At 68.9% G+C, this 13,413-nt stretch carries 15 protein-coding genes and 3 tRNA genes; 12 read left to right on the top strand and 6 right to left on the bottom strand.

Annotated features, from left to right (window positions below):
* The first annotated feature begins 41 nt into the window (after positions 1-41).
* The 4 genes from ACWDOP_RS36560 (at position 42) to ACWDOP_RS36545 (ending at position 2,294) form a co-directional block, all read left to right on the top strand.
* On the top strand, positions 42-620 hold the full coding sequence (locus ACWDOP_RS36560) for a hypothetical protein (RefSeq protein ID WP_454204032.1): 579 nt from the start codon (positions 42-44) through the stop codon (positions 618-620).
* Positions 621-738: 118 nt separating this feature from the next.
* The gene (locus tag ACWDOP_RS36555; RefSeq protein WP_454204033.1) at positions 739-873 is read left to right on the top strand and encodes a hypothetical protein; all 135 of its coding nucleotides are present in this window, start codon (positions 739-741) and stop codon (positions 871-873) included.
* A gap of 93 nt (positions 874-966) precedes the next feature.
* Complete coding sequence (locus tag ACWDOP_RS36550; protein ID WP_456348733.1) at positions 967-1,875, top strand: SGNH/GDSL hydrolase family protein; 909 nt, start codon at positions 967-969, stop codon at positions 1,873-1,875.
* A gap of 197 nt (positions 1,876-2,072) precedes the next feature.
* Positions 2,073-2,294, top strand: a complete 222-nt coding sequence (locus ACWDOP_RS36545) for a DUF397 domain-containing protein (protein WP_454204035.1) — start codon at positions 2,073-2,075, stop codon at positions 2,292-2,294.
* Positions 2,295-2,380: 86 nt separating this feature from the next.
* Here the strand turns inward: ACWDOP_RS36545 and ACWDOP_RS36540 are convergent, their stop codons facing one another.
* The 4 genes from ACWDOP_RS36540 to ACWDOP_RS36525 form a co-directional block, all read right to left on the bottom strand.
* A complete protein-coding gene (locus ACWDOP_RS36540) occupies positions 2,381-3,298 on the bottom strand; it encodes a helix-turn-helix domain-containing protein (protein WP_456348732.1) in 918 nt (305 codons plus the stop codon).
* Between the two features lie 237 nt (positions 3,299-3,535).
* A tRNA-Gln gene (locus ACWDOP_RS36535) sits at positions 3,536-3,606 on the bottom strand.
* Positions 3,607-3,617: 11 nt separating this feature from the next.
* Positions 3,618-3,691: transfer RNA gene (locus ACWDOP_RS36530), tRNA-Arg, on the bottom strand.
* Between the two features lie 440 nt (positions 3,692-4,131).
* Positions 4,132-5,184, bottom strand: a complete 1,053-nt coding sequence (locus ACWDOP_RS36525; protein ID WP_456348731.1) for an LLM class flavin-dependent oxidoreductase — start codon at positions 5,182-5,184, stop codon at positions 4,132-4,134.
* A gap of 55 nt (positions 5,185-5,239) precedes the next feature.
* Here ACWDOP_RS36525 and ACWDOP_RS36520 point away from each other — a divergent pair, with 55 nt between their 5' ends.
* The 4 genes from ACWDOP_RS36520 to ACWDOP_RS36505 all read left to right on the top strand — a co-directional run bounded on the left by ACWDOP_RS36520 (position 5,240) and on the right by ACWDOP_RS36505 (position 7,630).
* Complete coding sequence (locus ACWDOP_RS36520; protein ID WP_456348730.1) at positions 5,240-5,737, top strand: SRPBCC family protein; 498 nt, start codon at positions 5,240-5,242, stop codon at positions 5,735-5,737.
* 2 nt (positions 5,738-5,739) lie between these two features.
* The gene (locus ACWDOP_RS36515) at positions 5,740-6,345 is read left to right on the top strand and encodes a TetR/AcrR family transcriptional regulator (protein WP_456348729.1); all 606 of its coding nucleotides are present in this window, start codon (positions 5,740-5,742) and stop codon (positions 6,343-6,345) included.
* Positions 6,342-6,827 (top strand): hypothetical protein, encoded by a 486-nt coding sequence (locus tag ACWDOP_RS36510; protein WP_456348728.1) that lies wholly within the window; start codon positions 6,342-6,344, stop codon positions 6,825-6,827. The genes ACWDOP_RS36515 and ACWDOP_RS36510 overlap by 4 nt, the downstream gene beginning before the upstream one ends.
* A 341-nt stretch (positions 6,828-7,168) precedes the next feature.
* A complete protein-coding gene (locus ACWDOP_RS36505; RefSeq protein ID WP_456348727.1) occupies positions 7,169-7,630 on the top strand; it encodes a hypothetical protein in 462 nt (153 codons plus the stop codon).
* A gap of 45 nt (positions 7,631-7,675) precedes the next feature.
* Here ACWDOP_RS36505 and ACWDOP_RS36500 read toward each other — a convergent pair whose 3' ends face one another.
* Positions 7,676-8,239, bottom strand: a complete 564-nt coding sequence (locus tag ACWDOP_RS36500; protein ID WP_456348726.1) for a TetR/AcrR family transcriptional regulator — start codon at positions 8,237-8,239, stop codon at positions 7,676-7,678.
* A gap of 104 nt (positions 8,240-8,343) precedes the next feature.
* Here ACWDOP_RS36500 and ACWDOP_RS36495 point away from each other — a divergent pair, with 104 nt between their 5' ends.
* Complete coding sequence (locus ACWDOP_RS36495; RefSeq protein ID WP_456348725.1) at positions 8,344-9,159, top strand: SDR family NAD(P)-dependent oxidoreductase; 816 nt, start codon at positions 8,344-8,346, stop codon at positions 9,157-9,159.
* 95 nt (positions 9,160-9,254) lie between these two features.
* Here ACWDOP_RS36495 and ACWDOP_RS36490 read toward each other — a convergent pair.
* A tRNA-Leu gene (locus tag ACWDOP_RS36490) sits at positions 9,255-9,328 on the bottom strand.
* A 283-nt stretch (positions 9,329-9,611) separates the two neighbouring features.
* Between ACWDOP_RS36490 and ACWDOP_RS36485 the strand changes: the two genes are divergently transcribed.
* The 3 genes from ACWDOP_RS36485 to ACWDOP_RS36475 all read left to right on the top strand — a co-directional run bounded on the left by ACWDOP_RS36485 (position 9,612) and on the right by ACWDOP_RS36475 (position 13,265).
* Positions 9,612-10,136 (top strand): hypothetical protein, encoded by a 525-nt coding sequence (locus ACWDOP_RS36485; protein WP_456348724.1) that lies wholly within the window; start codon positions 9,612-9,614, stop codon positions 10,134-10,136.
* Between the two features lie 91 nt (positions 10,137-10,227).
* Entirely contained in the window at positions 10,228-10,776 is a 549-nt protein-coding gene (locus tag ACWDOP_RS36480; protein WP_454204049.1) for a MerR family transcriptional regulator, read from the top strand.
* Entirely contained in the window at positions 10,773-13,265 is a 2,493-nt protein-coding gene (locus tag ACWDOP_RS36475) for a VIT domain-containing protein (protein WP_456348723.1), read from the top strand. Before ACWDOP_RS36480 ends, ACWDOP_RS36475 begins: the two co-directional genes overlap by 4 nt.
* Positions 13,266-13,413 lie beyond the last annotated feature (148 nt).

Raw genomic sequence — 13,413 nt, 5'->3', positions numbered from 1 at the left:
GCGCGCGGGGGATCGGCGCGCGGGGCAGTAGTGTGCCGTGCGTGGAAATCGAAAGCCGTTATTACGCATATGAAACCGATCTGTGGGAACGGCTGGCGGCACTGCTGCCCACGGAGCAGGACGGCGCGAGCTTTCGCGACTGCCGCGCGGCCGGTGAGCAGGAAGCCGGTCTGACGCTGCTGACCAAACGCCTGCTCGAGGATCGGGTGCCCGTCCCCGACATGGTGCGCGCGGAACTGGAAGTCCTCGCCGAGGAGTGGGGCGAGCGCTCGGCGCTGCACGACGAGATCGCCTCGTGCGTGCGCGATCCCGAGCCCGACGGTGCGTTCCGCCTGGTCACCGACGAGTGCGCGGCTCCGATCGACGCCGCCGCGCTCGGTCTCGGCGCGACGCCGCTGGCGGGCCTGCTGGTGGTCCCGTGGATCGAATGCAACCGCTGCGCCAGCCTGCTGTGCCGTGTGCACGATCGCGATCCCCGCGGCGGGCTGCGCTATCTGGCGTCCTATTACCTCATCGGGCACCGCCGCCAGGTGCCCACCGGCGAGGCGGAGATCTACGCCGAGAACGACCTGTACACCGCGTTCGAGTCGCTGCGGAACTGCACCCACCCCCGGCAGTGATCGCCGGCCGCGATCGTGCGGCGCTGCTCGGCGGCGCCCCGGTCGCCGGTGGCGGCGCGCTCCGGAGCGCGCCGAAATCCGGTCGCGTCCCGTCCCTGGGCTCGCCTACCGTCCCGCTATGGAAGAAATGGACTGGGTACGCGGCGTTTCCCGGGTGGCGGTGCTGACGGGACTGGCGACCGTCGAGTGCCGCGCCTGCGGCCTGCGCGGCGAGACCGCGGCGGTGCTGGCGAAAGTGGCGGCCGGTTCCTGAGACCGCCGCCCGAGTTTTCGATCTTGCGTCGGCCCGGGCCGGGCGCCGCTACAGTTGGCGGTTCGCTACGGATCGACAAGAGGTACACGGCTAGTGAAGAGTTCGGCTCGGTTGCGGTTGCTCACCGCGGCCTGCGGCGCCGCGGCGGCGCTCACCGGGGTGGTTCCGCAGGCCGCGGCGCAGGCGCCCGACGGCAAGACCCTGGTGGTGATCGGTGATTCCTTCTCCGCCAACGGCGAGATACTCGACCTGGTGAACACCGGGGCGGACACCGGCTGCGCGCACGTGCCCACCTCGTGGCCGAACCAGCTCACCCGGCGGCTCGAGCTGTCCCCGGACGACGTGCAGGACACCTCGTGCCAGGGCGGCACCATCGACACCTCGGGCTGGACGCTGACGCATCAGGTGAAGCGGGCCATGTCCGACGGCGCGTTCGGGGCGCGCACGCGCACCGTGGCGATCCAGCTCGGGATGAACGACGCCTGGGGAACCGAGCGGCCGGTCGCGCTGTCGATGGCCTGCCTGAGCGATGTGCTCGCCGGTTGCGGTCGGGAGGCAGCCGCGCAGGGGCGTGCACCGGACCTCGACGCCGTCACCGGCCGGGCCTACGCCGACCGGGTCCGTCAGGCGGTGACCTACATTCGCTACTACGCGCCCAACGCCCGCGTCGTCTTCGTGGGATACCCCGAAATTCACACTCCCGGACAGGAATCCGCGTGCGCGAGCGTGCTCGGGGTGAACGTGGTGCAGCCCCGGGCCGGCGCGGTCACCGGATTCCTGGATCGGATCGACGCGGCCCAGCGGGAAGCCGCCGCGCTACTGAACGTGAGTTTTCTCGATAGCCGAGCGGTAACTGCAGGGCACGGGGCGTGTACCGCCGAGCCCTGGGTCGACGGCATCTTCGACCCGGGTACCGAGCTGTTCGGATTCCCCTGGCACCCGTCTGAACGGGGCGATGCCGCGGTGGCGGGCGCCATGCAGGAGTTGATCTCCAGGGGCTGAACCGGAGGGCGCGCGGGCGCCCGGATATGTCGGTGGGTCGCCGTAGTGTTGCGGTTATGAGCAATTCGATGTGGCTGCGCGGTCGGGGCGATGAATTCAGTTGCGCGGCCGGTGGTTCGGATAGCACTGTGTTCGTCGTAAGAGATTCGCGTGCAGGGTCATGGGGAGTGACCCTCCGGGGGGAAGGAACAAATGTCATGAACTGCAAAACGATTCGGGGCGACCACCGTGGTCCGAGGTTCGCCAAGAGCAGTTTCAGCTACGGTGGCGGCGACTGCGTCGAGGTCGCCTACCACGAGGGACAGATCGCGGTGCGCGATTCCAAGGACAGGCACAGCCCGACGCTGTGGTTCACGAAATCCGAATGGCGGGCGTTCACCTCGGGTGTGCGCGCGGGTGAATTCGATTTCGGGGAGTGATGTGTGTTGGTGGTGTCGCAGCGAATATCGCTGCGACACCACCACCCCCACATGCGGCCGACCCCTCGACGGCCGCTGGAAAATGGTCATTGGGTTGTGATGCGGTGGATTTCGTCCCGGAGTCCGGTGAGAAATGCACGGGCATCATTGTCGAACACAGCCATTCGCGCGAGCGCCGTCCAGCGGCGGCGATGGGCGTCGACGAGTTCGGGGCCGCGGGTCACCAGACTGCCGGCGATCGGCTCCGCGGAAGCGATCGCGTGATCCTCGTTCTCGTAGATGACGAAACCGTGCGGGATCGTGGTGCTCGCCTCGATGTCCTGCGGGATCACCCCGATGCTGACGGTGTCGAGGGTCTCGATCGAGATGGTCCGGTCCAGCTGGGCGAGCAGCATGCGATGCGGTCCGGGCCGAAACCGCAGGGCCGCTTCGGTGATCAGGAATTCGAAGCGCTTGGCCGGGTCGTACAGCACCTGCTGGCGTTCCAGGCGCGCGGCCAGCGCGGACGCCAGCGCCTCGGGCGCGTAGGGCGGATCGAAGGTGGCGAACACCCGGCGGGCGTAGTCGGCGGTCTGTAGCAGGCCCGGCACCAGTGTGGGCTGGAAGTTCCGCACCACCTGCGCGTCGTGTTCGAGGGCCCGCACGTCGTCCTGCAGATGCGGGCGCTCCGCGAGCGAGGCCGCCCAGTCCTGCATCTCGGGGGTGTGCGCGGCCTCGGTGAGCGCGCGTAGCGAGTGCCGGCAGTCCGCCGCCGCGCCGACCGCTTCGGCCCAGTCGAGCACCTGCGGTAGCGGCGGAACCACCTGCCCCGCCTCGATCCGGGACAGCGTCGACTGGCTGATGCCGACCCGCTTGGCCAGTTCGCGGCCGGAGATTCCGGCCATGTCCCGCAGCCGCCGCAGCTCCGTCGCCAATTGCTGGCGCGGGCGCGACTGGTACGCAACCGCGTTCGCGGCGCTTGCCGCGTCGGTCGCGCCCTGTGGCGGCTGATTCTGTGGGTCCATGATGATTCAGATCGAATCATCTCTATTCAGTCGCGTCAAGCCGAAGCGGGTGAATCCTGAATCATAGCGGAATCGCATGTCCGGCAAGGTGATTGCTGCTAGTGCCCGATACGCGCCGGACCAGCTGAAATGCGACATTGCGCGCAATGAGCCCATCGATGGGTCGGCTCCGCGTGTTGTCCGGGTCGAACCGCATCACGCCGTCTGTGACGGCCCGGCGGATGCTCGATTCGGAGGCTGAAGCGCCAGGATTCGAACCTGGACCGACGAGGTCAGAGCTCGCCATGCTGCCGTTACACCACGCTTCATCGAAAGTCGGTATGCCCGGAAGGATTCGAACCTTCAACATCCTGCTTCGTAGACAGGCGCTCTATCCGTTTGAGCTACGGGCATGGGACCCCGGGCGAATGTCGTCGTTGACATCTACTCGGCACTGAGGTGCTCGGGGCTGGGGGAGTATCTCTCGTGATGTCCGAATCGAACGGCCGCGCCGGTGACGTCGTCGGCACCTACTCGTCGTCGAGTCGCGTTCGGCCGGTGGTTGTTTCGGACGGTGTGAGTCGGGCGGAGGTCGCCCGGGAAACGCGAAGGCCGCTTCGAGAATGCTCGAAGCGGCCCCGAGAGTGTCCGTGCACGGACCTCAGGCGTCACTCCGGATTCGGCGGCGGGCTACGACGAGCGTGCGTCCACGGACGCCGTCGAGCCGGATGCGCTGAATTCGCTGCTGTCGTGCCACTGCCTCACCCTCCTCGGAGGTCTCGTCGTTGCGTTGTCATGACGGTAGCAAGCGCGTATTCGGTTGGTAAACCGATTTATTCGCGCCCGATCCGGTGTCAGGCCCGGGCCAGCTCGAGCAGCCGCCGCAGGGTATCGAGCTGCTCCTCGAACGGGGTCTCCATCTTGGCCAGCAGTGTCGATATCCCCGCCGCCCGGTACTGCTCGATCCGCTGCGCGATGGTCTCCGGCGTGCCGACCAGGTTGGTGTGGCTGCCCAGCTCGAGCGGCACCGCCGCCCTGGCCTCGTCGCGATTGCCGGACGCCCAGAGCTCGGCCACCCGCCGCACCGCCGGGCCGAAACCCATGCGGCCGAACGCCTCGTTGTAAAAGTTGCGCCCGCCCGCGCCCATCGCGCCGATGGTGAACGCGTAGCCCGCGGCGTGGCGTCGAATCCGTTGTGCGGCATCGGCGTCGGACTCTGCGAACTCGACCGCGACGGGCGCGACCAGATCGAGGTCGGTGAGATCGCGCCCGGCGGACTTCGCGCCTTCGCGCAGCGGATCCAGGAACACCTCGGCGGCTTCGGGTATGAAGGCGTTGCCCAGCCAGCCGTCCGCGGCCGCGCCGGTGAGTCGCATGTTCGCCGGCCCCATGGCCGCCACGTAGATCGGTACCTCGCGCGGTGCGACCAGCGGGCGCAGGGCGCGGCCGGAGCTGTCGGGCAGGGGCAGGGTGTAGATCTCGCCGTCGTAGGCGAGCGGTTCGCCGCGACTGATCAGGCGCACGATCTCGATGGTCTCGCGGGTGGTGCGCACGGGTTTGTGGAAGCGGACCCCGTGCCAGCCCTCCATGACCCGCGGTCCCGAGACGCCGAGGCCGAGGTGGAATCGGCCCCCCGACAGCTCCTGCAGGCTCAGCGCCGAGGTCGCCAGCAGTGCGGGGGAGCGGGAGCCGAGCTGAACCACGAAGGTGCCCAGCCCGATCGTCTCGGTCTTCGCCGCGAGGTAGGCCAGCCCGGTCAGCGCGTCGTAACCCCACACCTCCGGCACCCACAGCGAGGCGACGCCGAGCCGTTCGGCCTCCCGCGCGAAGTCCGCGGCGCCGGGCAGCCGGGGTTCGACGACGACCCCGACCCGCAGTGATTTCCGAAGTGGATCCGATGCGACCATGGACTATGTTATAGATCATAGAAACAGTTGTTGGGAACCCCCGAAAGGCCGCAGCGTGCGTTACCGCGATCAACCGACCGTCGAAGTCTCCGAGCGCGTCGCCTGTACGCCCGCCCGAGCCTGGGCGCTGCTCACCGACATCACCCTGCCCGCCCGCGTGTCCGAGGAACTGGACACCGTTCGCTGGCTCGGGGACGCGGACCGGGTGGCGCTGGGCGCCCGGTTCCGCGGCTCGAACCGGCACGACGCACTCGGAGAGTGGAGCACCGAGTGCGAGGTGATCGAGCTCGAGCCCGAGCGGCGCTGGGTGTGGGCGGTTCACGGTCCCGAAGGCGTCAGTGCCACCTGGGGTTTCGAAATCGACCTCGCCAGTTCCGGTGTGATCGTGCGGCAGTGGGGCCGCATGGGTCCGGGCCCCTCGGGTTTGAACGTGGCCATCATCGCCATGCCGGACAAGGAGGCGCGCATCGTCGCCAACCGCCTGTCCGAATGGGAGCGCAACATGCGCGCCAACCTGGCCGCGGTGAAAGCCGCCGCGGAAGAACAGGATTGACCGTGGCCGAACGCGGCTCCACCAAACGCAAGATGCTCGTCGGCGGCGTGGAACTCCTGCGCGAGCGCGGCTCGGCCGGGGTGACCATCGACGCCGTCCTGGCCCGCACCGGCGCCCCGCGCGGGTCGGTCTACCACCATTTCCCCGGCGGTCGCCGCCAGCTGCTGAGCGAGAGCCTGAACCTGGCGGGCGACGCTATCACCGCCCTCATCGAGGACTCCGCGGCCGCCGGTCCCGGCGAGGCCCTGCAACGACTGCTGAGTTTCTGGCGAAAGCTGCTGCGGGAAAGCGATTTCCACGCCGTGTGCCCCGCGATCGCCGTCGCCGTGAGCGGCACCGAGGACGACCGCGCACTGCACCCGGAAGTGGCCGCGATCCTGACCCGCTGGCGAGTGGCCCTGACCACGTCCCTGCTGTCCGCCGGGGTCCCCGCCGCCCGCGCCGAAACCCTTGCGACGCTGACGCTGTCCGCCGTGGAGGGCGCGATAGTCCTGTCCCGCGTGGATCGCTCCCTGAGTCCGCTCGAACAGGTGGCCGCCGAACTGGAGCCCATCCTGCTCGCCGCGGTCCCCGGCTCGGTCGGCGAACATCCGACAGCGAGCAGGTGAGGGCGCTGGACCAGATCAACCGATTCGAGACGAAGCAGACCTACGCGGTCATCCGGGCTGAATGGCTGACGGGCTTCGCCGTGGCCACCGTGTTGGCGGTGCTGCACTACCACGAGATCCGCTGGCCGGTGTTCATCATGTTGTTCCTGGCGATCGACGTCCTCGGGTACCTGCCCGGCGCGATTGCCTTCCGCCGCAGCCGAACCGGTCGGATCGCGAAGGGCTACTACGTCGCCTACAACATCTCCCACAGCCTCGTGACCGCCGCGGTGGTCGCGGGCCTGTGGTCGTGGTGGTTCGGCGCGGAGTGGGCCCTGCTGGCGCTTCCGATCCACCTGTTCGGCGATCGCGCCCTGTTCGGCAATTCGATCAAGCCGTTCGGCGTTCCTTTCGAACCCGCGCCGATGGCGGCCTTCACCGAGTTCGAGGAGAAGTACCGGCGGACGGTGGGTGGGCGGGATGCCGGCGACTCGAACGCGTAGCGGGTCCGGTCCGAAATCCCCTGGGGCGTTTCCGCCGATGCGATCAGCGTCTCCGCCCTCGCCGTGCAGCGCGGAATGCGCGAGGAATTCGAATTCTGTCACCGACGTCTATGTTGGATTCCTCTCCGCGACGTATGCGCAGGTCGCGGCCGTAAACTGTTCTTCGCCCGGGTGTTGGGGTCTTGCTGAGCGAATTCGATTCTGGTATAGCACTATTCGATATTCGTCCGTTGCGGAATGCTCAATTCGGTAGCTAGGCTTGGGTCGGTTTCCGAGGGCTGTCACATCGCCCCGGTGGCCATGTTCATCCGATGCACCTCGAAATTCGATGGGACGGTTCGATGAATTCCCCTACACGCTCGGCCCTGTTGCCGATCGCCGCTATCGCCGGTTTCGCGATAACCACCGCCGGCGCCCCCGCGGCCCTTTCCACCCCGAACGATCCGGGAACCGCGGTCTGCACGATGAGTTACCCGGTCCCGGTGGAACCCTTCCAGACTCCCGCCGGCAGCGATGTTTTCGCGACCTCCGCCAACGGCTCGATCGACCTGAAACTGCACACCGATGCGGGCACAGACTTCGCCTACGACCAGCAGTTCTCGGTGAACTGGGCGAATCTCGACACCGGCAGGAGCGGGGTGGCGAACACCACCGCCCAGGTCAAGGGCCCCGACAACATCCTGAGCATCACCGGCGTGGAGACCAAGCCCGGCCGGATTCTGCTGAACCTGAACGTCTTCAACCACGGTGAGGGCCAGAACTACACCAACGGTGAGTGCAGCGCCGAGTATCAGGCGAGCTGATCGCTGACGGTCGCGGGCAGCGAAATGCTCTGTCGCGGAACGCCTTCAGTTCGTTCCGAGTGCAGAGCCGGTCGTGAGGCTACGGACGAGCACCTCGATGACCGCTCGCTTGCCCGCGTCGTCGCGCCGGTGAGTGAGTAGTCCTTCGACGACGAAGGTGCCGATGGCGGACATGGCGGGTAGGTCGTCCTCGGCGACACCGGCGGTGCGGAGGTCGTCGGTGAACAGTACGTCGGCCAGTTGGTGGAACGCGGTATGCCAGGTGTCGATGGCGGGCGAGCTCGCGGCGCGCGCGTGCACGGTGTTGACCAACCCGTGCAGCTGTTCCAGCCGGCCGACCACCCACAGCAGCCGGTCGCTCAACGGCCGGTCGGCTATCTCCGCGTAGGTGGCGAGTGCTTCGCCGAGGATGCGGTCCAGGACCGCGATCAGCAACTCGTCCTTGTCCTGGAAGTACCAGTAGATCGTATTGACCGTGACCCCGGCTGTTTTGGCGATCCGGGCCGTGGACGCCGACTCGAAGCCGTCCTCGATGAGCAGCCGCTGTGCGGCGGCGATGATCTCCTCGCGCTTCTGCTCACGGTTCTGCGGACCTCGATTCCTGGGCACTTCATCACCCTATCTTGAGCGCCGCTCAAGAAAACGCTACGGTTCTTGAGCGCCGTTCAAGAGACTTGCGCGGCCGCCCGCCCGACGTCCCGAGCGAAGGAATCATGACCACCACCTCCCGCACCGCGCTGATCACCGGCGCGTCCGCCGGCATCGGCGCGGCGTTCGCCCACCACCTGGCCGCGCAGGGCCACCAGTTGCTACTCGTCGCACGCCGCGTCGACCGACTGCGGACGCTCGCCGCCCAACTGACCGACCAGCACGGTGTGCGGTGCGAGGTCTTCGCCGCCGATCTCACCGATGCCGCGGCGCCGACCGCGATCCTGAACTACGCGGAGCAGCAGGGACTGGACGTCGACATCCTGATCAACAACGCGGGTCTGTCGGGCAAGACCGCTTTCGCCGATACTCCCTGGGATGCGCTGGCCGGCGAGATCCAGCTGATGGTGACGGCCCCAACCCAGCTCGTGCACCTGGTAGTCCCCGGGATGAAGGAACGCCGCTGGGGCCGAATCGTCAACCTGTCCTCGGCGGCCGCGTTCGCCCCGCCCGCCGCCAGCCTGCTCTACACCGGCATCAAGTCCTACGTCCTGAACACCTCACAGTCCCTCGACATGGAACTGAAGCCGCACGGCATCCACGTCACGGCCCTGTGCCCCGGCTTCACCCGCACCGAGTTCCACGACGTGATGGGCACGCGCGACCGGGCCGACAACCTGCCCCGAATCCTGTGGCAGCGCCCCGAAGCCGTCGTCACCGAAGGCTGGGACGCGGTAATGAAGGGCAAACCGGTCTGCGTCCCGGGAACTTTCAACAAGATCGGCGCCGCCGCGATGAAGCCGCTACCCGTCGGCCTGGGCTACCTGGCCGGAAAGACCCTCAACCCCTTCAAGAACACCGACTCCGTGCACTCGAGTTGATCGGCCCCGCGCCTTGGCGCGAGGCCGTTTGCCCGCCGACTACACCGGATGCGCGCTGATCGGTGCGTTCGGGCGTGTTCGCCTGTAATTGTCTGTTCCCCCGGCGGGATTCGAACTCGCACTGGACCGGGTCTGAGCCGGCTTCCTCTACCAATTGGGATACGGGGGATCGGGAACGAAAAAGGATCGAAACGAAAAGGGCCGCTCCGGCGCATTTCGCGCGGGCGGCCCTGGCGTCTGAGAGGTAGACGTCAGGTGCCGCGGCTCAGGAGGCGCAACCGGCGGGTGCGGGCGAGTCGTGGAGTCAGTAGCTCGAGCATCATTCCCGCCTTTCCGGAGTTGTTGTCGTGGTCGATGTTTCGACGGTAGCAGCGGGCGGCGGGGGAGGAAACCGAATATCGGGGGTGTCGAATCGCGTTGCGGGGGAGCGGGGGAACCGCGATCGTGGGGGTATGGGTGGAGTGGGGCGGCATTTCGACGAGCGGCGGTTTCTGCTGCAGTACGCCGAGCGAATCCTGGTGGTGTGCGGGGGTTGTGGCGGGCGGGCGACGAGTGTGCGATGGCCGGGGACCGAAGCGCCGGGGACGTGGGCGGCGTACGAACCGCGGCGGCTCGCGTGTACGGGGTGCCCGGCGGCGCGGACGTGGTCCAAAGAGCGGGACGGGCAGGGGTACTTCGGCAGGTTGTGGGGTGACTCGCCGGTCGATCCGCACTTCGGGCTGCCGTTGTGGCTGCAGACCCGGTGTGCGGGGCGGGTGCTCTGGGCGTTGAACACGGATCATCTCGACGAGTTGAGCGCGTTCGTCGGCGCGGCGCTGCGTGAGCACGGGTCCGGCGGCTCCACGACCACCATGCTCGCGAGCCTGCCGGGGTGGATCAAGGCGGCGCGTAACCGTGACAGTGTCCTGAAGGGGCTGGACCGGCTGCGGACGCTGGCCGCGGCCGGCGCGCCGGACGACCGGCCCGGAATCGGCTGACTACCCGGCTGTTTGCCGGGCGGCAGGTACCGATCACCCCAATGCGAACTCTGTTGTTGACACTGTTTCATCTGTATGTGACAGTGTCATCATGCAGTGGACGATCGCGGAACTGGCCTCCGAAGCTGCGGCAGCGGTGGAACGCCTCGGCATCGAGGCGCCCAACGGCAAGGTGGGGGAGGTGCCGGACGTGCGCATGCTGCGCTACTACGGGTCGCTCGGATTACTCGATCGGCCCGCCGATGTACGGGGAAGGACGGCTTACTACGAGCGGAGGCATCTACTACAGGTAATCGCGGTCAAGCGGTTGCAGGCCGAAGGGCAGACGCTGGCGCAGGCACAGCGCGGGCTCCTCGGGCGCACCGACGCCCAGCTCGAGGCGATCGCTCGCCTCGATGAAGTCAAGCAGCGCAAGCGATTCTGGGCCGAGGCTCCGGAACCGCACAGCGCACCGGCCGTCGCTCCGGCGCCGGCCGAGATGTCCGTCGGCGTGCACCTGACACCGGGTTGCACGGTCCTGTTCACTCCCGAACGCCCCCTCGATGCCGCCGATCTGGCCGCCATCCGGGCCGCGAGCCGGGAACTTCTCCACACGCTCGAACGCCGCGGGCTCCTTGCCGCAGAACGGAACACGCCATGACCGCCATTCCCACCGTCATCGACGAAGAACTGACCCGTATCGCCGGACCGCGCACCGGCGACGAACTCGTGACCGGCGTCCTGCACGCCGGGGACGGCGCGCTCGGCGGCCTGCCGCTGGTGGCCATGGACGTGCACGCGGCGGTCACCGGTCTGGTGGCGACAACCACTGTGCGCCAGGTGTTTCGCAATACCCTCGGCACCGGCATCGAAGCGGTGTACATCTTCCCGCTGCCGGATCGCGCCGCGGTCACCTCGTTCACCGCGGACCTGGCGGGCCGGCGCATCGAGGGTGAACTGCAGGAGCGACAGGCCGCCCGCGACGCCTACGACCGGGCGGTCGCCGTCGGCCACCGGGCCGCGCTCGCCGAGGAGGATCGGTCCGGCGTCTTCACCACCACGGTCGGCAATCTGCAGCCGGGCGAGGAGGCCACGCTCACCCTGGTCCTGACCGGTCCGCTGCCGGTGGACGGCGGCGAAGCCACCCTGCGCTTCCCGCTGGTGGTACCGCCGCGCTACATCCCGGGTACGCCGCTGGACGGCGCGCAGGCCGGGGCGGGGACGGCGCTCGACACCGATGCCGTTCCCGATGCCAGCCGCATCGCGCCGCCGGTGCTGCTGCCCGGCCAAACCTCGCCCGTCGCACTGTCTTTGACGGCCGTCATCGACCCGGCGGGCCTGGGCCCGGTGACGGTGCGCTCGAGCCTGCACGCCGTGGCCACCGAGTCCGAAGGCGGCGCCACGATCGTCCGCCTGCACCCGGGCGAGCGGCTGAACCGCGACGTCGTGCTGCGCCTGGCGCTGGGCAACGCTGCCGAATTGGCCAGTGCGGCGGTCATCGCGGAGGACACCGTCCAGGTGACGCTCGTGCCGGACCTGACCGCCACCCGCCGCGAACGTGACGTGGTGGTGCTGCTGGACCGCTCCGGCTCGATGGACGGCTGGAAGATGGTGGCCGCCCGCCGGGCCGCCGCCCGGGTGGTCGACACCCTCACCGACCGCGATCGCTTCGCCGTGCTGGCCTTCGATCACTACGTCGAACGCCCGACCGGTCTGGGGCAGGGGCTCGTGCCCGCGCTGGACCGCAATCGCTTCGCCGCCGTGGGCTGGCTGTCGGGCCTGGAGGCGCGCGGCGGCACCGAACTGGCCGGGCCGCTGGAGGAATCGGCCGACATCCTGCACGCCGACGAGGGCCGCGACCGGGTTCTCGTCCTGGTCACCGACGGTCAGATCGGCGACGAGGATCGGGTGCTGGCGCGAATCGCGCCGCGACTCAACGGAACCCGTGTGTTCACCCTGGGTATCGATCGCGCCGTCAACGCAGGCTTCCTGCAGCGCCTGGCCGACACCGGCGCCGGCCGCTGCGAACTCGTGGAAACCGAGGACCGGCTCGACGAGGTGCTCACCGGCATCCACCGCCGCATCGCGCCGCCGATCCTGACCGACGTCGTCGTGGAGATCGACGGGCAGCCCGTCTCCGATCCCGCTCCCGCGCACAGCGATCTGTTCGAGGGCGCGCCGCTGCTGCTCGGCGGCCGGGTCGGCGACGCGAGGGGTGACGTCGTCGTGCGCGCGAAAACAGCTGCGGGCGAGCCGTTCTCGGTGAAGATCACGCCCGTGCGCACCGAGGACAAGGCCGTGCGCGCCGTGTGGGCACGTGCCCGACTGCGCGACCTCGAGGACGACTACGCCACCGGGACGAGCGGCGTGACCCCGGCCCGGATCGTCGAGTTCTCGCTCGCCCATGGCGTTTTGAGCCGATTCACCGCCTTCATCGCCGTCGATCACAGCCGCAAGACCACCGGCGATCAGCACACGGTCGTCCAGCCGGTCGAGGCTCCCGACGGCTGGGCGATGGCGGCCGAGGAAGAAGCCGATATCATGCAGCCGAGCTTCATGCGGCGCGGAAGTTTCACGCCCGCAGAGCCTTTCGATTCGGATCCGGCCTCCGCCTACGGTGCTCCTGCCGGTTTCGCGGGCGGATACGCGGGCGGCGGAGCCCCCTACCCGGCCCCGATGCCCAGCGCACCGGGCTTCAGCGCCCCCGCCGGCCCGCCGCCCGCGCCCATGGCGAGCCCCCCGCCGTCCGTGCCCCCGGCCGGTGGCCCGCCGCCGGCGCCCGCCGCCCCGCGATCCGCACGCTTCGGCGCCCCGCGTCCCGAACCCGGCGCGATGCCCACCTCCGCTTCCCGTGGCCTCTCCCGGAGTCGCCGCAGGCCGGCGGGCAAGGCGGCAGGCCCCGATCCGGTCCTGCCCTTCCTGGATCGCCTGCGCGCGCTCCTGGACAACCCGGACCCGGCGACAGCGACCGACCTTGCCGCCGAGCTCGAAGCGGCGGGTTCCCCGCCCGATCTGGTTGCGGCCCTGCGACTCCTGGTCATGGCGCTGGCGACCGGCGACGCCGCCACCGCGACGACGGCGATCGAGGAGATCCGCGCCCTGCGCCCGGACCTGGCAGCGCCCAAGCCCCGCCGCGGCTTCTGGCGCTGACACCGGCGATCGTGCCCACCCGCGATCGTGCCTGCCTCGAGCGGCACGATCGCGGTGGCACCTTGCGGTGGCACCTTGCGGTGGCACCTTGCGGTGGCACCTTGCGGTGGCACCTTGCGGTGGCACCTTGCGGTGGCACCTTGCGGTG

It is taken from the genome of Nocardia sp. NPDC003693 (assembly GCF_053981095.1).
The sequence above is the reverse complement of the archived record's forward strand: the minus strand, read 5'-3'. Positions and strand labels throughout refer to the sequence as shown.